The sequence below is a fragment of the Luteibacter jiangsuensis genome (genome assembly GCF_011742555.1).
GTDB lineage: Bacteria > Pseudomonadota > Gammaproteobacteria > Xanthomonadales > Rhodanobacteraceae > Luteibacter > Luteibacter jiangsuensis.
Map to the genome: position 1 here is coordinate 1 of NZ_JAAQQR010000011.1, position 17892 is coordinate 17892.

A 17892-nucleotide genomic window follows, 5' to 3' on the forward strand; every position below is an offset into this window, starting at 1 on the left:
GGCGTGCAGCTGCGCCTGATCGAACCGGGCAAGCCGAACCAGAATGCCTACATCGAATCGTTCAACGGTCGCTTGCGCGACGAGTGCCTCAATGAACACTGGTTCCCGAGTCTGCTTCACGGACGCACCGAGATCGAAAACTGGCGCAGGGAATACAACGAGGAGCGGCCGAAGAAGGCGTTGGGCGGACTGACTCCCGCCGCCTACGCCGAGCAGCTAAAGTAACCCCCCCGGACTCTAATTCGCTCCGCTACTGAAAGCGGGGGGACGTCGCGCTGACAAGAAAGACAAGATTACTATTAGGTGATCTCAAAATGAGTATGTTCGTTTTTACAGATCCCAAAACTTCATGGTTCGGCCAAACGCCTACCGTGAGCTGCATCATAGAGTGCACGCGTGCGCACATAGAGCAGTTCGGCTATGAAAGATTTCATGGGTGCGTCCTTGATATCTATAGACCTCTTGACGTGGAGGGGCAGGTGTTCATTGAATTGAGCAACGCCGACAAGGATTGTTTTAACTATTTCTATGAGATGTGTCGTCAGGCAATGGCGAATTTTCCGGGCACTCCGAGGGGTAGGGGTGTCGATCCTCAGTCATGCGTTGAAGTGATCGTTAATACCTGGAATGGGCTGCTTGGATTTCTTCGGCAGGATCCACGATTTGATCCGAATTACGTCCACGGGTAACGGTGTTTGTGATAGCGCATGTCGTGGGCAATAGTTCGATGTGTTTCACGTTGATTTTGGTAAGACCGCTAAGCCGATGGGGCAATACCTGTTGACCTGCTCCGTGTATCTCTCGACCTAAGATGTAGCACATGAACCACTCCATTCTTTACGGATGTCACAACGAATCTCTTCTTGAAGCCAGGAGTGATGTTGAGCGGTGTCTGGGCATAACCCTCGAGGAGAGGGACAGCGACTACCACGGCGGACTGTATTACTCGCATAAGTATGAATCCGGCGGGAGCTTGATGCTAAAGATGAACGTCGATCCATACGACGACGAGCCGGCGGAACAAGCGTTTCCTGACTTTGCGGTTCTCCTATACCTGAATTCCATGGAAGATCTGAGTCCAATTGCTCAGCTTTTGCCACCGCACTTTCAGCTTCTTCGGCGGAATCATCAGCAGTGAGGCGCAGAGATCGGTCGCGAGTTTTGTCTGCCTTTGCCTGGTGATCGGGGTACGACCGATAATGGTTGGCGCGATGTCGAGCGCTTCGTAAGTTTGCTCGCCGAACATTTCAATCAGCGACTCGTTCATTATCCTTGACGCACCGGTGCTTCGCTCCAATGGCGTTTCGGTCTTCAGTGTGATTGGAAAGGGACGGCGGAAGGCCAGATGTACGACTACTACTTCTACGACGAACGCAGACTACCCAGAGCGTTCTCAATGCCGCTCGAATTTGTTGACTTCGCGCGGGCGCAGGACAGGCCGGACCTGAGTCCTTGGTGGCTTTTGTGCGACTTCCCGTCCTCTGCTGACTTCTGGTTCGACCAGCTTCGAGAGCAGTATCCCGAGAGCGCGCTAGTCCCATTTGCAAAATTCGGAGACACCGACGATCTAGCATGCTTTGACGGCAAAGACCTTTCGCCCTCCCCGAAAGTGCTCTACATCCATGCGTTTGCTTCGCCTGGGTGGGAGATGAGGGGCGAACTTGCGAATTTTTCAGCGTGGTTGGCGTTGGCCGCCGAAGATCACGCTGAATTCGTGAAGGATTCTGCTGGTTAGTTCAGGCCGTCTCGGTAGCAGAGCGGCCGCACTTTTCCACGTGTCTGCTCACTCGAGAAATTGAGGAGGCACAGAGGCTGTCAGCCAAATACCGTTGTCGGACCGGAAGAACTTGAATCCTGCGGCGTGCATCCGGTCCGCCTGTACCAAGAGAACCCCGGGCTTGCCATGTCTGGCCCCTACTCGGAGCGCGGTCGCCTCATCGCCTGACAGGTGCACGTGATGCCTCTTACCGGCTCTAAGCCCTTCCCGCCGAATCGAGTCAAGGTTTCGTGCCGCCGTTCCGTGGTAGAGCACAACAGGGGGAACTGCCTCGATATGGTCGATGTTTACCGAGGTCGTCGAATGCCCCTGAGCGGCACGGATACGCAGGCCGTCTTAGGATAGGGTAAATCGCTTCTTGTCGCTGGTCCGCACGACCTCCTCGACCAACGCTTCATCTAGATATTGACCGGAAATAGCGGCCCGTTGAATCAGTTCGTCGACGCTTGCCCAGCCTTGCTCATCGAGCTTCAGGCCGATGGCCTCCGGCTGATGCCGTAGCACGTAGCTCAGGAACTTGCTTGTTTCGATCAGCTTCGGATTAGCCATCGTGAGATCCACCATCTGACGGACGTATCATAAGCAGAACCTTCTGGCATTGTTACCAGGTCAGGAGTGCCATGCGCATATAAAAGTTCACGGAGGAGCATATCGTCTCGACTCCAAGAGCCGTGCAACATAGGTAGCCCGTGACGCGCGCCTCCCTCGAACTAAGGATTACATGATGACAGCAATACCTGCATCCGCTGAATTTGGAATAATTCTCAGGCGCGCCGCTCTGGCTGAGCGGGGTTTAGAACTAGAGCAAGTGTATCAGTGCATGGGGACCCCAGTGCCGCGCGGTATCAGCGACGATATGGTCACGTTTGGCCCATCCTTTGGAAGCGATGCACAGCGAGAATTCGTTCATCGCCTTGAGGAACTCGGGCTCAATTATTTTGAGGACTTTTTTGACGTCAACATCGATCGACCTGCCTGGTGCGGATTTATGGTCACGTTGGATCCCGCGAGATGAGTGGCCGAGAGACTCGCAAACTACGGACAGCGCACTTTCCGAAGGTTTTAGTCGCCTCAGTGAATGTCCTTACCACCTAGGCCGGCGCCGCTATGGCTGGGAGGAATCGAAAGATCCTACACATCGAGGTCGTTATGAGCAGCATTCCATTCGTTAATGTGTTCACTCAAGACGCCCATGCTTACTTAGGACAGGTGATTTCAACTCGAGGAGTGCTGGTCATTCGCGAAGGGCGAGCTGTCGTCGTTCCGGGCTTTGGCTCGGCTGACGTCGGTTCCGGTGTTGAGATATTCTTTCCGGGACTCGAAAAGCTCCTTGATTCCCGTGTCGGGGGGTGGGTCGGCGGGCAGACATCATATTTTGATGCGGTCGAGATCAGTGGGCTGTTGAGCGAAGCCACTACACGAGCCCAGCAGCTAGCACTCTCCCGTATCCGCAGGTTGATACTTGAGCGCGATGCGGAGGTGCATATCGTCGTCTAGGGTTGGTGGCTCGGATCAGGCCGGCCTTGAACGGAGCCAAGTGTGACGGAGAGTTGCATGTGGATTCACAATGTTGCAGCAGAATGCTTTTGCGGCGAAGCAACTGGCGGATATGATTGCGCAGGCTGTGACTGTGGGGGCATGGGTCTGGCAGTGTCCCGATTAGGCCTTCGGAATCGATTGGACTCGATCTACCAGGGAAGCGGAAAAAATGTCCCACCAAGCAGAAATTGAGCGAATCGATAGTGATGGCGATGTTGGGCCTTTGCCGCCTGCAGTGTGGGAGTTTGACCTTGACCTTGGAAGAGATTCCGATGGAGTGATGAACCGTATTCGCGGTGTGGTTAGGGAAATCGCGAAGCACCAAGAAACATCCTGGCCTGACGATGACTATTGGAAGAAAGTGCTTCCAGGTTGGTTGACTTCGTCAATGCCTGATCTATCCCAGGAAGAGTGCGCGCGACTTATGGCAGAGACTCCAAGGGAAAAGTGGAGCACTCTGCCTTGGCAGTTTGGATCCTGGATCGATGCCGTGCGTGAGCGAGGATGGAAATGGTGGGGAGCTGAAGTTTCTGGGAGCCGGGCAACCGTACTCTTAGAGATAACGAATGTTCCTGGAAGGGTTGAGGCTTTTAAACAGATACTTTTAGCAGCAAACGCAAAAGTGCTTCAGGAGCGATACTGAAGCCCCTGCCGAATTCGCCCGTGAATGCGGGGCCCAAGTGAAGTCGCAGGCGCCAAAACGGGTCGGAATCTCTACCGGCTGATGGCCCGGGAATTGGGGGGCAGGGATAAGCGACGATATGGTCACGTTTGGCCCGTCCTTTGGGATCGACGCACAGCGAGAATTCATTCGTCGCCTTGAGGAACTCGGGCACAATTATCTTGAGGACTTTTTTGACGTAAACATCGATCGACCCGCTTGGTGCGGATTCATGGTCACGTTGGTGTCCCAGATATGAGTCTCTGGGAGACTCGTGCACCACTGGGAGGAACATTACTGCGTGTCCTGATTGTTGCCGGAGAGATTCGGACCCTGGTCGCGAGGTAACCTGACAAACTATGATTGATAGCGTCTTCGAGAACCTGATGCTGCGACGACTTGCCGATTGGGAAGTAGTTCGCCTGGGTTTGACGAACGTTCCAGGTCAATCTGTTGTCCTTTCGGCCAGTTGCGTCGCAAGCTTCGCCATGGCTAGGTTGGAGACTCTGAGTCTGAAAAGTTCGTTTCTCACCCAGATTGTGGCGATGGCTACTGAACCGGAGCTCCCCACCGTCGAGCTCCTGGCGATGGTGGAGCGAATCTGTGAGCGGACTGGGACCGATCAAGCACTAGGACTTCGTTGCTGGCGGTGGGGACTGCTGAATGAAATGCTGCAGGGTCCTGAAGAGGCTCCGATGTACGGTTTGATTCGGCTAGACGAATTCGTGTTGACATGGAACTCGATGGATCTTGTTCCGCCCCTTCCGGGTTTTCCAGACGCCCCCACGTCGCAGTACATGGGCCCTTTCGGATATCTTCGGCGCTTGGACGAGCTTCGCGATTGGTCGAAGATCGAAGGGGACGCGCTTGGCGAGGCCCGTGGGTGCATGTGGTCGTCGGACATCGCATAGTCAAATGGTTTGTCAAGGCGGCGGCTCGGAAATACCGGGAAGTCCGGGCGTAGCGTTCCATTTATGGGCACTTGGAGGCGGAGTAGGCGCGGGGGCGCAGCGGCAGGTGAGCTAGGCGCGCTGGCGGCTACCGCGGGCGGCGATTCAGCGCTGAGCTGGCAGAGCCACGTAGGCTTACTTTGATTCTTCGGATCACTAGGGCGGAAAAATGTTTGATGGGTTCTGGGCTGGGATTTTTGGGGCGCTGACATCAGTCAGGAAGTTCGAGCATCCGACACCCCTTATTTACCTCGTGGCCTTCCTGGGCGGCGCGGTGTTTGCCGAGCTGGCGCTGTTTTTGTCGGTAGGGTCTTCCGTCGGTTTCGGAAGAGCCTTCTCATTGATGGTCGAAAAGTTTTTCACCCCGTTGGGATGGGGTCCTCCGCTGCTAGGTGGGATTATGGGAACGTCGCCCTTCTGGTTTTTGGGAAGCCGACGGTGACCGCGTGCGTTTGGTTCGTGCTCGGACTTAGCTCAAGTCCCGCAGGCCAGGCTGGGTGCATGGCCTTGACTTGGTCTCCGCTGGTCGAAGGATTGGATTACAAATAGCCGTGCGACTCAGGATTGGCGTCGTCTTAAAGGAGATTGACAATGAATGAGTCGTTGGTGCGCGCGTTAGTCGATGTGTGCGTATTTCTGGAGTTCTCAACTGACGACGTGATTGATCCTGATGCTGCGATGAAGGTATTTGAGGATTTATCGGCTACGCTTCAGTCCGCTGACCCATCAGTTCAAAGGTCGCTGCGCGCGGAGATGTCAAGGCTGGCGGCTTCATACGATGCCAAAAAGTCGTCGTTCGTTAAGGTGTTGGCGGACAATATCGGACTGTGTGAGAACGAATGACGTAATCTGGTTGCCGACGCTCCGAAGGGCCTGCTTGTGTTACGGGGTGGAAGTATCAGGGGTTGGCGCCCCTTGTACGGGTTGGCTGCCGTTAGTTCTTGGATTTACGTAAAGATCGAGCGGATTCCGGAGTGTCGTTGCTGATGTCTCTTGATTTTTCTCTAGAGATAGAGGAGGGGATTGCGATCCCCTCGTTGTTCGGATTGGCCGAGTCCATGGGTGGCCAGGTTTATGACAGGTACGTATGGTTTGAGCGGTCGGAACTTAATCTGTTTATTGGTGACAATTACGGGGACCCCGACGTTGGAGCCGAAGATCCGGCGCTAACATGGCAGGTCGGAGCACGTTGTATCGCTGTCATGCGTCCGAGAAGCTACGATGCTTGCTGGTATGAGCTTGAGCGATTCATAAGGGCGCTTGCCGAGCATTTCAGTCAGCGATTCGTCCTTTCGTTCGGATATGACTCAATCTATGCAGTAAGGGATGCAAACGGTCTGCGTTTTCTGAAGTCTGGGGTTGCAACCTAGTATTGGATTGCCGGGGAATGCTGCACGAACGCTTGTTGCCAACTGGGCAAAGGTCGTCGCTGAACGCATAGAAAAACGGGTATCGGCCGGAAGCGCACGAACCTTGGTAGCAGCGCTTGTCCCCGGTGGCCGGCGTCAGGAAGCAGCGGAGGGGTAGCCGCCCCGGCTAAAGCTTTCCCCAAGAACGCCGATAAGACCATCGAACGACCCCCCGGGCGATGTGCGCCAAGGGTCCCAACGGTACGGACGATGGCGAAGAAATCCTCCAAAGACGCCCCCCGCGCCCCGCTGGCGCTGGAAGCGGACCTGCGTATCGGCGCGGCCCCCGCGCTCCGCGATACGCTGCTGGGTGTCCTGGCAGCCGGCAAGCCCGTCGAATTCGACGGCGCGGCGGTGGCCCAGGTCGACACGGCGGCCTTGCAGGTGCTCGCGGCATTTTCGCGCGACGCCCGCGCAGCGGGCCTCCCCGTCGCCTGGACCGGTGTCAGCGACTCCCTCCGGCGCGGCGTGTCCGTGCTGGGCCTTGAAGCTTTGATCGAACTGCCGGCCCACGCCGGCGTGAACTGAAGGTGCTCCGATGGCAAAGATTCTCGCGGTAGACGACTCGGCCTCCATGCGCAGCATGGTGGCCTTCACCCTGCGTGGCGCGGGCCACGACGTGGACGAGGCCGACAACGGCCAGGCGGCGCTGGATACGGCGCGCGGCACGAAGTTCGACCTGGTGCTGGCCGACGTGAACATGCCGGTGATGGACGGCATCTCCATGGTTCGCGAGATGCGCACGATGGCCGGTTACAGCGGCGTGCCCATCCTCATGCTCACCACTGAGTCCAACCCGGAAAAGAAGATGGAAGGCAAGGCCGCCGGTGCCACCGGCTGGCTGGTGAAGCCGTTCGACCCCGACCAGCTGCTGGCCACCGTGGCCCGCGTGCTCGGTTAATCCGTACCAAGACGTTCCGGTAATTCAGGATCCACCATGTCCAAAGTCGATCTGGCGCAATTCCACAAGGCGTTCCACGAAGAGAGCCTCGACGGCCTCGACGCCATGGAGCAGGCGCTCCTCGCCCTGGACGAAGGGGCTGAAGATCCGGAACTCATCAACGTGGTGTTTCGTGCCGCCCACTCGATCAAGGGCGGCGCGGCCACGTTCGGTTTCACCGACGTGGCTGCCTTCACGCACGTGGCCGAGAACCTGATGGACGAGGTCCGCAGCGGCCGCCGTCCGATGGAAAAGGCCGTGGTGGAACTGCTGTTGCGCTCGGGCGATACCGTGCGCGACATGCTGGCCCTGTCGATGGCCGGCCAGCCGGCGGCCACGGCGGAAAGCCAGGCACTGCTGGCCGAGCTTTCGGCCATGGTGTCCGGCGGCACGGCCGCTGTGCCCGCTGCCGCGAAGGCGGCCGCGCCCGCCGAAACGATCGAAGGCTGGGACATCGCGTTCCGCCCCTTCGATTACCTGCTGAAGACCGGCAACGATCCGGCACGCATGTTCCGCGAACTCGGCGCCCTGGGTCCGCTTCGCGTCGAGTGCGATGCCGGCAAGCTTCCCGCGCTCGCCGACATGGACGCCTCGTCGTCCTATCTCGGCTGGACGCTTCACCTCGATGCGGGCGCCAAGCGCGCCGCCGTCGAGGGCGTATTCGACTGGGTGGACGGCGATTGCGACCTCACCCTCACGCCGCGCGTTGCCGCACCGGCACCGGCCGCGCCCGCTGCTGCACCCGCGGCGCCGTCCGCCCCGCGTGCGGTGCGCGACGTGGCCACGAACAGCGAAGCCAGCTCCGTCCGTGTCGGCATCGAGAAAATCGATACGCTGATCAACCTCGTCGGCGAACTGGTCATCACCCAGTCGATGCTCAGCCAGTTCCACGACGGTGTGGATGCCTCGCAGCTGGAAATGCTTCGCCATGGCCTGGCCCAGCTGGCGCGCCATACGCGCGAGTTGCAGGAAAGCGTCATGAGCATCCGCATGCTGCCCATCAGCACGGTGTTCAACCGCTTCCCGCGCCTGGTCCGCGACCTGGCGCAGAAGCTCGACAAGAAGGTGGTGCTCGACCTGCGCGGCGAGACCACCGAGCTGGACAAGACCGTGCTCGAGAAGATCGGCGATCCGCTGGTCCACCTCGTGCGCAACGCCATCGACCACGGCCTGGAAGTTCCCGCGAAGCGTCTTGCCGCCGGCAAGGGCGACACGGGCACGCTGCGCATGGAAGCCTTCCATCGTGGCGGTTCCATCGTCGTGGAAGTGGCCGACGACGGCGCGGGCCTCAACCGCGACGCCATCGTGGCCAAGGCCGTGCAGCGCGGCATCATCGCCTCGGGCGACGGCATGTCCGACGACGCCGTGGCCGAACTGATCTTCGAGGCCGGCTTCTCCACGGCCGCCGCCACCACCGACCTGTCGGGCCGCGGCGTCGGCATGGACGTGGTCCGCCGCAACGTCATGGATCTGGGCGGCACCGTCGGCATCCGCAGCACGCAGGGCAGCGGCACAACGTTCACCATCACGCTGCCCCTCACGCTCGCCATCATCGACGGCCTCACGGCCGCGGTGGGCGAGGAAACCTATATCGTGCCGCTGGTTTCCATCGTGGAATCGGTGCAGGTGAAGCCAGACGCCGTGCGCAGCGTGGTCGGTGGCGGCGAGTTGTTCCGCTTCCGCGACCAGTGGCTGCCGATTGTGCGGTTGTTCGACGTCTTCGGCTGCGAGGGCCGTCGCCGCTCCGTCGACGAGGGCATCGTCATCGTGGTGGAAGGCGAGGGCACCCGCATCGGCCTGTTCGTGGACGAACTGATCGGCCAGCAGCAGGCGGTGGTGAAATCGCTGGAGGCCAACTACCGCCGTGTGGCGGGCATTTCCGGCGCCACGATCCTGGCCGACGGTTCGGTGGCCCTGATCGCCGATGTCACCGGCCTGGTGCGCATGCAGGGGCGTCGCAAGGCGGCCTGATAAGGCTCGCGGCAAGGTTGCCCGCTGCCGCGGGATCGCCGGCATAGCCGGCTCCCACAGTAGCCCTCACCAGGCACAGAGGTTTCCCCAAAAGCGTGCGAGCTTTGTGTGGGAGCCGCTTCAGCGGCGATGGATGCTCGCGGTAAACGGGCCCGCTGCCGCGGGATCGCCGGCATAGCCGGCTCCCGCAAGGGCCCGTCAGCCGCGTCGAATTCCCCCTCAAGTCCCCGTGGCCGCGGCCGATACCCCTTGAGAAGGGGTCCCGAACCGCCGATCCGATCCGCCGTGGGAACGACATGAACGAGCAAGCCAGCACCGCCAGCGCCGCGTCCGACGAGGCCGCGCAGTACCTCACCGTCAACCTCGGGAACGAGGAATACGGCGTCGATATCCTCGCCGTCCGTGAAATTCGCGGCTGGACGCCGGTCACCCGTATCCCGCAGGCCCCGTCCTACGTCCTGGGCGTGCTGAACCTCCGCGGCGCCATCGTCCCTGTGCTGGACCTGCGCCTGCGCTTCGGGCTCGCCCGCGAGGAATACACCGCCACCACCGTATGCGTGATCGTCATGGTCGCGGGCCGCCAGTTCGGCGTGGTGGTCGATGCCGTCTCCGACGTGGTCGATGTCTCGCCGGGCGGCATCCGTCCCGTGCCCGACATGGGCACCACCGTCGATACCGAATACCTGAAGGGCCTTACCTCCGTCGGCGAGCGCATGGTGCTGCTTCTCGACGTGGACCGCCTGCTCCAGCCGCAGGATGCCCAGATGCTGGAGGCCGCGCTGGCCTCCTCGGATGTGAAAGCCGTCGCGTGAGCCGTCCACGCCCGGGGGAGGGCATCGGCCCTTCCGGGCGCGACCGGTTCGCCCTTGCCGCACCTTTGCCGATTGGAATCGTGATGAAGAAGTTCAAGTTCAAGATGCCCGCCCTGACCGTCCGAGGCCGCCTCTACGGCGTGCTTGGCCTGCTCACGCTCATGCTCTTCGGCGGTGCCGCCGTCGGTCTCGGCGCCATGCATTTCCAGAACGAAGGCTTGCGCCAGGTGTACGAGGAAGAACTCGTGCCGTCGGAAATGCTCACACGCATCAACTCGCAGTCGCTCATGTCGTTCGTCGTCCTCGGCGAGGCCGCGGCGAAGGTGGGAAGCCCCGACCAGGTGAAGCAGAAGGTCGCGGAGTTCCAGAAGTATCAGGACGAGATGGGCGCGACGAAGGCGGCGTTCCTGAAGGTGCCGATGTCCGCCGACGTCAAGAAGCTCTACGACAAGTGGCAGGCCACCAACGAGGATTACAACCAGGCGAAGACCGACATCGTCGATGCCCTCAACCAGGGCGACCAGGGCGCTTCCGATATCCTGGAGCTGCAAGTGCGGCCGCTGCTGATGGATCGCCAGACCCAGCTCGGCAAGCTCATCGAAGCCAAGCGCGCGGAAGCCGAAACGATCTTCAACAAGGAAACCGCGCAGTACAAGACGATCCGCGCGCTGTGCATCGCTGCCCTCGCGATCGGCCTCATCATCAGCCTGTTCATCGCCGTGCTCGTGGTGCGCTCCATCCTGCGCACGCTGGCGCAGACGGTTGCCGTCGCCCACCTCATCGCCGAGGGCAAGCTCGGTCATGACGTGCAGGTGACCCGCAACGACGAACTCGGCCAGCTGCAGGCAGCCTTCCGCGCCATGGACGAGCGCCTGAGCAGCATCGTTTCGGAAGTGCGCCACGGCGCCGGCTCGGTCAGCACGGCCGCGCAGGAGATCTCGCGCGGCAACGACGACCTCTCGCAGCGTACGCAGGAGCAGGCCTCCAGCCTGGAGGAGACCGCCTCGTCGATGGAGGAAATGACCTCCACGGTGAAGCAGAACGCCGAGAACGCCAGCCACGCGAACCAGCTGGCCCGCGGTGCACGCGAGCAGGCCGAGAAGGGCGGCGAAGTGGTTGCCCAGACGGTCGTGGCGATGCGCGAGATCAATTCGTCCAGCAAGAAGATTTCCGACATCGTCAGCCTCATCGACGAAATCGCTTTCCAGACCAACCTGCTGGCGCTCAACGCGGCGGTGGAAGCGGCACGTGCCGGCGAGCAGGGTCGCGGCTTCGCGGTGGTGGCCACCGAGGTGCGCAACCTCGCCGGTCGCTCCGCCAATGCGGCCAAGGAGATCAAGGGCCTCATCAACGACAGCGCCGACAAGGTGCGCACGGGCTCCGAACTCGTCGACCAGTCCGGCAAGGCGCTGGCCGAGATCGTGGAGAGCGTGAAGAAGGTCACCGACATCGTCGCCGAGATCGCTGCCGCCAGCTCGGAGCAGTCGGCCGGCATCGACCAGGTGAACCACGCCGTGCTGCAGATGGACGAGATGACCCAGCAGAACGCAGCGCTGGTCGAGGAATCGGCCGCTGCAGCGCGTGCCATGCACGAGCAGGCCACCGAACTGAGCCGTCAGGTCGCGTTCTTCCAGATCACGGGCAACGCGTCCGCCACGCCGGCCTCGAAGGCCAAGCGCAAGGACGCCGCGCAGGAAGAGATGGAAACCGTGTTCGCGGCCGTGCGCAGCGCGCCGGCCCCGCGTGCCCAGCGTTCGGCGGAACCCGCCGACGCCGGTGTGTGGAAGGAGTTCTGAGCCATGAACGCGCTCGTCGACAGCGGTGATGCCGTCGGCCCGGCGGGCGCGGCGGGCCCAACCCTCGGGGAGGCCGAATTCGCCTTCCTGCGAGATTTCGTGCTGCAGCATTGCGGCATATCGCTGGGCGAGCACAAGCGGCAGCTGGTGCAGGGACGGCTCCTGCGCCGGTTGAGGGCGCTCGCGCTTCCGGGCTTCGCGGCCTACTGCGACTTGCTGAAGCGCGATCCCGAATCCGAACTGGGCGAACTGGCCAGCTGCATCAGCACGAACGTCACCTCGTTCTTCCGCGAGATGCACCACTACGACATGCTCGTGGACGAGTTGCTGCCGCGCTGGCTGGAAGAGAAACGCGGCGGCGGCCGCCTGCGCATCTGGTCGGCCGGCTGCTCCACCGGTGAGGAGCCTTACGCCATTGCCATGGTGCTGGCCGAGGCTTTGGAACGTACGCGTGCCGACGTGGACGCGAAAATCCTCGCCACCGACCTTTCGCCGCAGGCCCTGGCCGCGGCGCGCAAGGGCGTCTACCCCGTCGACCGCCTGGGCGGGGTGAGCGACGAACGGCGCAAGCGCTGGTTCCTGCGCGGCGAGGGCAGCTACGACGGCTATGCCCAGATCCACCCGCGCCTGCGCGAGCTGGTCACGATCCAGCCGCTCAACCTGCTGCACGAATGGCCCATGCAGGGCCGGTTCGACGCGATCTTCTGCCGCAACGTGGTCATCTATTTCGACAAACCCACGAAGCAGCGCCTCTTTGCCCGTTACGCCGGCATGCTGGAAAGCCGCGGCTATCTGTTCCTCGGTCATTCGGAATCCATGTACGGACTGTCCGAAGACTTCGACCTGATCGGCCGCACGGTCTACCGGAAGCGCACATGAGCGATGCGTACGTCCTGCAACCACGGACCTTCGCCGGTTTTGATCCTAAGAGCGTGCTGCCCGGCTTCGAGCACGTGCGTCGCTTCTGGGACCCGGCGCAGGAAGTGGTCACGGTGAAGATCCTGCCCGGCGAGTTCTACGTCAGCGTGCAGGAAGAAATGATCTCCACGGTGCTGGGTTCGTGCGTGTCGGCGTGCGTGCGCGACGCCCGCCGCCGAATCGGCGGCATGAACCACTTCATGTTGCCCGAGCCCACCGGCGAGCGCGACGGGTGGAGTTCCACCGTGGGCCGCGCGGCGCGTTACGGCAACGACGCCATGGAACAGCTGATCAACGCCATCCTCAAGGCCGGCGGCAAGCGCGACGACCTCGAGGTGAAGATCTTCGGTGGCGGCCGCGTGCTGGCTACCATGACCGATATCGGTCAGCGCAACATCGCTTTTGTACAGCGTTACATCGCCACCGAAAAGCTGAAGCTCTGCGCGGCCGACGTGGGCGATATCTATCCGCGCCAGGTGCAGTTCTTCCCGGTAAGCGGCAAGGTGCGCGTGCGCCAGATGCGCTCCATGCACGACCACAGCCTGGCCGATCGCGAGAAGCGGTACCTCAAGCGATTGGCAGATGATCCGATAAAGGGAGAGGTGGAACTTTTCTGACGCCCTCGTCGGGAGTTCACCTCGTTACCGTATCCGGTCGGTTCGCCGACAGGGACGTCAAGTCACCCGAGTTGCCAGAACCCATGCAGAAAGTACGCGTTCTTATCGTCGACGATTCGGCCCTGGTGCGTAAGGTGCTGACCGCCATGCTCGAGTCCGATCCGGGCATCGAGGTGGTGGGCACCGCCGCGGACCCGCTGATCGCGCGCGACAAGATCAAGCAGCTCAATCCGGATGTCCTCACGCTCGACGTGGAGATGCCGCGGATGGATGGCCTGACCTTCCTCGACAATCTCATGCGCCTGCGCCCCATGCCGGTGGTGATGGTATCCACGCTGACCGAAAAGGGCGCCGACGTCACGCTTCGTGCGCTGGAACTGGGTGCGGTGGATTTCTTCACCAAGCCGTCCGCGGATCTCGCCAACACCTTCATGGAGCACGCGCCGGAAATCTGCGCCAAGGTTCGCCTTGCCGCCGGCGCGAAGCCGCGCGAGCGCGCCAACGTCACCAGGCTCGATGTGGCGCCGCGTCTTTCCGCCGATGCCGTGCTGCCGCGCGCGCAGACCGCCGGCAGCCGCGGTGGCACGCGGATCATCGCCATCGGTGCCTCCACGGGCGGCACCGAAGCCATTCGCGTGGTGCTGGAGGCCATGCCGCCCACCGCGCCGCCGATCGTCATCACCCAACATATTCCCGCCGCCTTCAGCGGTCCGTTCGCCGCCCGCATGGATTCGTGCTCGGCCATGCGCGTGTGCGAAGCACGTGACGGCCAGCCGATCCAGCCTGGCCACGCTTATATCGCGCCCGGCAGCCAGCATCTTCTGGTGATGTGGGACGGTGCGCGCCACGTCTGCCGACTCCACGACGGCCCGCCCGTGAACCGGCACAAGCCGTCCGTGGACGTGCTGTTCCGTTCCATGGCCGCCAGCGTCGGCGCTGCCACCATCGGTTGCCTGCTCACGGGCATGGGCGACGACGGCGCGCGCGGCCTCGGCGAACTGAAAGAAGCCGGTGCTCCCACGCTCGTCCAGGACGAGGCCAGCTCCGTCGTATGGGGCATGCCCGGCGCTGCCTGGAAGGCGGGTGCCGCCGGTGAAATGCTTCCGCTGGATGCCATCGCGGCGCGTCTGCTTGCGCTAGCCAACACCCCCGTGCCCGCCGCTGCCCGCGTCGGCACCTGATTATCGAGACGTCATCATGCTGATCCCCAAAAACGAACGCATCGTCGGCTTCGCTGCCAGCGCCATCGCGCTGGTGCTGGTGCTGGTGTTCCACTCGGCCTGGGTCGCCCCGGTCGTCGTGGCCCTGCTGACGGCGACCTGGATCGCGATCAGCTTGCGTCCCGCGCCGTTGCCCGAGGTGGAAGTGGTCGTCAACTCCACGACCAGCGACGAAGCATCGGTGCGCGAGGCGATGGAAGACGTTCGCAGCGCCATCGTCGACGAGCTGGGACATGCCAGCCGCGAGCTCAACCAGGCGCTGGATCTGCTGCGCGATGCCGTCGCCGAACTCGGTGGCGGCTTCAACGGCCTGTCGCACAAGACCGGCAAGCAGCAGAAACTGCTGAGCGAGATCATCGAGGCCGGTGGCAAGGGCATTTCGGTTCAGGACTTCGCGGACCGCACGGCCAGCCTGCTGGAGCACTTCGTCGGCCTGATCGTGCAGCTCTCGCGCGAAAGCCTGCGCATCGTGTACCGCATCGACGGCATGGCGAAGGAAATGGATGCCGTGTTCGCGCTGCTGAAGAACGTGAACACCATCGCCGAGGAAACCAACCTCCTGGCCCTCAACGCGGCGATCGAAGCGGCGCGCGCCGGCGAATCCGGCCGAGGCTTCGCGGTAGTGGCGGGCGAGATCCGCAACCTGGCCCAGCACAGCAACCAGTTCAACGAGAAGATCGGCACGCACGTGGAGCGCTCGCGCACCGCCATGGAACAGCTACGCGAACTCGTTGGCCACATGGCCTCGCAGGACATGAACGTGGCGCTCTCCACCAAGGGCGGCATCGACGAGATGATGGCGACGATCACCGAATCGAACGCGCGCACCAGCGCGGCGGCCGATGAGGCGGCATCCATCAATCGCGGCCTGGGCAATGACGTGTCCACCACGATCCGGTCGCTGCAGTTCGAGGACATCCTGAGCCAGTTGCTGCATCAGACCCGCTCGCGCCTCGTCGAGCTTCAGGAAATCACCGCCGACTGCACGCGCGACATCGAAGAGCTGGCCTGCGTGCCCGCTGATGCGGCCGAACTGGGTGCCCGCGCCCAGCGCGTGCGCTCCCGTCTGGCCGAGCAGCGCGAGCGGGCCCGCCTGCGCTCGCGTGGTCCCGCCCTGCAGCAGTCGATGGCTGCCGGCGACATCGACCTGTTCTGAGGAAAACGTCCATGCCTATCAACGTCCACCACGATTCGGAACAGGGTTGCCTCACACTGCACCTGGGCGACCGCTTCGATTTCTCCATCCATCGCGCCTTCCACGATGCCTGCCTCGGTGACATTCCGCCGGCGCGCAGCTACGTGCTCGACCTCGAGCAGGTCGTGGGCATGGACAGTTCCGCCCTCGGCATGCTGATGCTGCTGCGCGAACATGCCGGCGGCGACCGCGCGGAAATACGCATCGTCAACGCCAGCGCCGATCTGCGCAACACGCTGCGCATCGCCGGTTTCGACAAGCTCTTCACCGTGCACTGATACGGCACTTCGACCGATACGGTTTCACGGAACGCCTCGGATTACCGGGGCGTTTTTTTTTTGCGCGGCATCGTCAGCCTTATGCGAGGTCGGCGCACTTTTGACATGCCTTTGACATCCTGCCGAAACTGCGTGTCGTCAGGAATCCAATTTGCCGGTTCTGCGTAACGCAAACTGCGGTCTCCGCGTCTCATGAAACCGTGGATGTGACGTGGGTCACGTCCAAGGATTCGCTCCCACTGGCAGGGGGCTTTGCCCAGAGGGCATCGTCGGAGGAGTGTTCATCATGAGCGAACAGCAGTTCGGAAGAATCCTTACGCGCACGTTGCTTGCTACATGCATCGCAGCTGCCGCGGTATCGGTCACGGCATGCAGTGGTCACGGATCCACCCGCTCGGGCGGCGGTTCGGGCGGCACGGTCCAGCCGGGTGGAGCCGGCGATACCGGCGGCGGGGGCGGCGCGGGCGACGGCGGTACGGGGGGAGGCACCGGCGGCACGGGCGGAGGCTCGGGTGGAACAGGTGGCACCGGCGGTACGGGGGGCGGTAGCGGAGGCGGCGGCGCGGGTGGCGGCGACAACGGCGGGGGCGACAACGGCGGCGGAGGCACCGGCGGCGGTACGCCCGCGCCCAGCAACGCCGTCGGAGCCGTGACCACCGGTGCCGGCAACATCATCTCCGCCGTCGGCGGCGCGGTGTCCGGCGTGGGCGCGCAACTGCCGGCCACGACGGTACTCGGCGGCACGAGCGGTCTCGCCGAAGGCGCGGGCAGTGCCGTCGACGGTCTGGGCAACGCCATCACGACGCTTGGCGATGGTCTCAGCGACGGGCTTGGTCAGACGGGCAACATCGCCAACCCTGTGGGCACGACCACGGACAGCCTGGGCAACGTGGTGACGCAGGTGGGCGGGGCGGTGAACGATCTGGGTGGCGGCGTCAGCACCGTCGGTGCGGGAACGCCCATCACACCCATCACGGCTGCCGTGGGAACGACCGTGTCGCTCGTAGGCAGCGGTGTGGAGCAGATCGGCGCGCGGCTCGACGGTGCCTTGGAATCCTCCACCGCCGACAGCTTGACCCAGGCCGTAAGCGACGTCGTCTCGCCTTTGGCAGGCGCGCTCGGTGACAGCACCTCGCCCATCGCGTCCGGCAACCTGGTGGCTGCTGCGGGCAATGCGGCAGGCAGCCTCGCGGGTGGCGGCAGCGCGGCGGTTGCCGGTCTCGGCGCCAACATTGCCGGTGCCTCGGTGCCGGGTGGGGCGGGCAATCTCACGGCGTCGCTTGGTACGACGGTGCAGAACGCGGGCAACGCGCTTGCGCCGCTGAGCACGGGCCTGCACAGCGGCCTCGGTAGTGCCGGGCCGGGTGCGGGAGATACCGTCGGTGCCACCCTCGCCGGCGCGACGACGACCGTGGCAGCGCTCGGCAGCACCGTGACGGCGGTGGGATCCGGGCCTCTGGCACCGCTTTCGCCGTTGACGTCCGCCGTGGGCAATACCGTGAGCGGCATCGGCAACGGCGCGACGGCGGCCGTCGGTTCGGGTGGGGCACTGTCGGGCGTGACGGGCGCCGCCAGCACCGTGGTCAACGGTGTGGCCGGTGCCACCGGAACCGGTGGTACCGCTGGCTCCGGTAGTCCGGGCATCGCCGGCGTCGTCGGCGGCGTGACCAACACCGTGGGTGGAGTCGTCGGCGGGCTCGTCGGCGGCATCACGGGCGGCACGACCGAAGCGGACAACCGGCCACTCAAGGGCCTGTTTGGTTCGCGCCGCTAAGGCGGCCAAGGCGAAGGCGGCGCACGCGCGCCGCC

General features: G+C 62.8%; 19 protein-coding genes and 1 pseudogene. 17 read left to right on the forward strand and 3 right to left on the reverse strand.

Features of this window, described 5'->3' with window-relative positions; genetic code table 11:
* Positions 1 to 225: integrase core domain-containing protein (locus HBF26_RS17645; RefSeq protein ID WP_167129351.1), on the forward strand; the 225-nt coding region annotated here is incomplete at its 5' end.
* A gap of 823 nt (positions 226 to 1048) precedes the next feature.
* Here the strand turns inward: HBF26_RS17645 and HBF26_RS17650 are convergent.
* The gene (locus tag HBF26_RS17650) at positions 1049 to 1267 is read right to left on the reverse strand and encodes a hypothetical protein (protein WP_167129352.1); all 219 of its coding nucleotides are present in this window, start codon (positions 1265 to 1267) and stop codon (positions 1049 to 1051) included.
* Between the two features lie 78 nt (positions 1268 to 1345).
* Between HBF26_RS17650 and HBF26_RS17655 the strand changes: the two genes are divergently transcribed.
* Positions 1346 to 1735, forward strand: a complete 390-nt coding sequence (locus HBF26_RS17655) for an SMI1/KNR4 family protein (RefSeq protein ID WP_167129354.1) — start codon at positions 1346 to 1348, stop codon at positions 1733 to 1735.
* A gap of 48 nt (positions 1736 to 1783) precedes the next feature.
* Here the strand turns inward: HBF26_RS17655 and HBF26_RS17660 are convergent.
* A pseudogene (locus tag HBF26_RS17660) lies at positions 1784 to 2326 on the reverse strand (RNA 2'-phosphotransferase).
* 600 nt (positions 2327 to 2926) lie between these two features.
* Here HBF26_RS17660 and HBF26_RS17665 point away from each other — a divergent pair.
* Complete coding sequence (locus HBF26_RS17665; protein ID WP_167129355.1) at positions 2927 to 3274, forward strand: hypothetical protein; 348 nt, start codon at positions 2927 to 2929, stop codon at positions 3272 to 3274.
* Between the two features lie 211 nt (positions 3275 to 3485).
* The gene (locus HBF26_RS17670; RefSeq protein WP_167129357.1) at positions 3486 to 3959 is read left to right on the forward strand and encodes a hypothetical protein; all 474 of its coding nucleotides are present in this window, start codon (positions 3486 to 3488) and stop codon (positions 3957 to 3959) included.
* Between the two features lie 463 nt (positions 3960 to 4422).
* On the opposite strand, the gene HBF26_RS19970 is transcribed toward HBF26_RS17670, so the two are convergent.
* The gene (locus HBF26_RS19970) at positions 4423 to 4578 is read right to left on the reverse strand and encodes a GHMP family kinase ATP-binding protein (RefSeq protein WP_425483009.1); all 156 of its coding nucleotides are present in this window, start codon (positions 4576 to 4578) and stop codon (positions 4423 to 4425) included.
* Between the two features lie 940 nt (positions 4579 to 5518).
* On the opposite strand from HBF26_RS19970, the gene HBF26_RS17675 reads away from it, so the two are divergent.
* The 13 genes from HBF26_RS17675 to HBF26_RS17735 all read left to right on the forward strand — a co-directional run bounded on the left by HBF26_RS17675 (position 5519) and on the right by HBF26_RS17735 (position 17857).
* Positions 5519 to 5770, forward strand: coding sequence for a hypothetical protein (locus tag HBF26_RS17675; protein WP_167129359.1), 252 nt, complete (start codon positions 5519 to 5521; stop codon positions 5768 to 5770).
* 131 nt (positions 5771 to 5901) lie between these two features.
* The gene (locus HBF26_RS17680) at positions 5902 to 6297 is read left to right on the forward strand and encodes a hypothetical protein (RefSeq protein WP_167129360.1); all 396 of its coding nucleotides are present in this window, start codon (positions 5902 to 5904) and stop codon (positions 6295 to 6297) included.
* Positions 6298 to 6546: 249 nt separating this feature from the next.
* Positions 6547 to 6864, forward strand: coding sequence for an STAS domain-containing protein (locus tag HBF26_RS17685; RefSeq protein ID WP_167129362.1), 318 nt, complete (start codon positions 6547 to 6549; stop codon positions 6862 to 6864).
* A gap of 10 nt (positions 6865 to 6874) precedes the next feature.
* Complete coding sequence (locus HBF26_RS17690; protein ID WP_166697679.1) at positions 6875 to 7237, forward strand: response regulator; 363 nt, start codon at positions 6875 to 6877, stop codon at positions 7235 to 7237.
* 36 nt (positions 7238 to 7273) lie between these two features.
* Positions 7274 to 9247 carry a chemotaxis protein CheA gene (locus HBF26_RS17695; protein ID WP_167129363.1) on the forward strand — a complete coding sequence of 658 codons (1974 nt, stop codon included), beginning with the start codon at positions 7274 to 7276 and terminating at the stop codon, positions 9245 to 9247.
* Between the two features lie 296 nt (positions 9248 to 9543).
* Entirely contained in the window at positions 9544 to 10059 is a 516-nt protein-coding gene (locus HBF26_RS17700) for a chemotaxis protein CheW (RefSeq protein ID WP_167129364.1), read from the forward strand.
* A gap of 83 nt (positions 10060 to 10142) precedes the next feature.
* Positions 10143 to 11855: a methyl-accepting chemotaxis protein gene (locus tag HBF26_RS17705; RefSeq protein ID WP_167129366.1), complete on the forward strand. Its 1713-nt coding sequence runs from the start codon at positions 10143 to 10145 to the stop codon at positions 11853 to 11855.
* Positions 11856 to 11858: 3 nt separating this feature from the next.
* Complete coding sequence (locus HBF26_RS17710; protein WP_167129367.1) at positions 11859 to 12734, forward strand: CheR family methyltransferase; 876 nt, start codon at positions 11859 to 11861, stop codon at positions 12732 to 12734.
* Entirely contained in the window at positions 12731 to 13390 is a 660-nt protein-coding gene (cheD, locus tag HBF26_RS17715) for a chemoreceptor glutamine deamidase CheD (protein WP_167022701.1), read from the forward strand. The genes HBF26_RS17710 and cheD overlap by 4 nt, the downstream gene beginning before the upstream one ends.
* 83 nt (positions 13391 to 13473) lie before the next feature.
* Complete coding sequence (locus HBF26_RS17720) at positions 13474 to 14571, forward strand: protein-glutamate methylesterase/protein-glutamine glutaminase (RefSeq protein WP_167129368.1); 1098 nt, start codon at positions 13474 to 13476, stop codon at positions 14569 to 14571.
* A gap of 16 nt (positions 14572 to 14587) precedes the next feature.
* Positions 14588 to 15766 carry a methyl-accepting chemotaxis protein gene (locus HBF26_RS17725; RefSeq protein ID WP_167129370.1) on the forward strand — a complete coding sequence of 393 codons (1179 nt, stop codon included), beginning with the start codon at positions 14588 to 14590 and terminating at the stop codon, positions 15764 to 15766.
* A gap of 11 nt (positions 15767 to 15777) precedes the next feature.
* A complete protein-coding gene (locus HBF26_RS17730; protein ID WP_193569959.1) occupies positions 15778 to 16083 on the forward strand; it encodes an STAS domain-containing protein in 306 nt (101 codons plus the stop codon).
* Between the two features lie 286 nt (positions 16084 to 16369).
* Positions 16370 to 17857, forward strand: a complete 1488-nt coding sequence (locus HBF26_RS17735; RefSeq protein WP_167129371.1) for a collagen-like triple helix repeat-containing protein — start codon at positions 16370 to 16372, stop codon at positions 17855 to 17857.
* The last annotated feature ends 35 nt before the right edge of the window (positions 17858 to 17892 follow it).

Coding starts and splice junctions, on each gene's coding strand:
- HBF26_RS17735 (WP_167129371.1), top strand. CDS start 16,370: ATGAGCGAACAGCAGTTCGGAAGAATCCTTACGCGCACGTTGCTTGCT.
- HBF26_RS17710 (WP_167129367.1), top strand. CDS start 11,859: ATGAACGCGCTCGTCGACAGCGGTGATGCCGTCGGCCCGGCGGGCGCG.
- HBF26_RS17700 (WP_167129364.1), top strand. CDS start 9,544: ATGAACGAGCAAGCCAGCACCGCCAGCGCCGCGTCCGACGAGGCCGCG.
- HBF26_RS17650 (WP_167129352.1), bottom strand. CDS start 1,267: ATGAACGAGTCGCTGATTGAAATGTTCGGCGAGCAAACTTACGAAGCG.
- HBF26_RS17690 (WP_166697679.1), top strand. CDS start 6,875: ATGGCAAAGATTCTCGCGGTAGACGACTCGGCCTCCATGCGCAGCATG.
- HBF26_RS17670 (WP_167129357.1), top strand. CDS start 3,486: ATGTCCCACCAAGCAGAAATTGAGCGAATCGATAGTGATGGCGATGTT.
- HBF26_RS17720 (WP_167129368.1), top strand. CDS start 13,474: ATGCAGAAAGTACGCGTTCTTATCGTCGACGATTCGGCCCTGGTGCGT.
- HBF26_RS17730 (WP_193569959.1), top strand. CDS start 15,778: ATGCCTATCAACGTCCACCACGATTCGGAACAGGGTTGCCTCACACTG.
- HBF26_RS17695 (WP_167129363.1), top strand. CDS start 7,274: ATGTCCAAAGTCGATCTGGCGCAATTCCACAAGGCGTTCCACGAAGAG.
- HBF26_RS17685 (WP_167129362.1), top strand. CDS start 6,547: ATGGCGAAGAAATCCTCCAAAGACGCCCCCCGCGCCCCGCTGGCGCTG.
- HBF26_RS17665 (WP_167129355.1), top strand. CDS start 2,927: ATGAGCAGCATTCCATTCGTTAATGTGTTCACTCAAGACGCCCATGCT.
- cheD (WP_167022701.1), top strand. CDS start 12,731: ATGAGCGATGCGTACGTCCTGCAACCACGGACCTTCGCCGGTTTTGAT.
- HBF26_RS17725 (WP_167129370.1), top strand. CDS start 14,588: ATGCTGATCCCCAAAAACGAACGCATCGTCGGCTTCGCTGCCAGCGCC.
- HBF26_RS17675 (WP_167129359.1), top strand. CDS start 5,519: ATGAATGAGTCGTTGGTGCGCGCGTTAGTCGATGTGTGCGTATTTCTG.
- HBF26_RS17705 (WP_167129366.1), top strand. CDS start 10,143: ATGAAGAAGTTCAAGTTCAAGATGCCCGCCCTGACCGTCCGAGGCCGC.
- HBF26_RS17655 (WP_167129354.1), top strand. CDS start 1,346: ATGTACGACTACTACTTCTACGACGAACGCAGACTACCCAGAGCGTTC.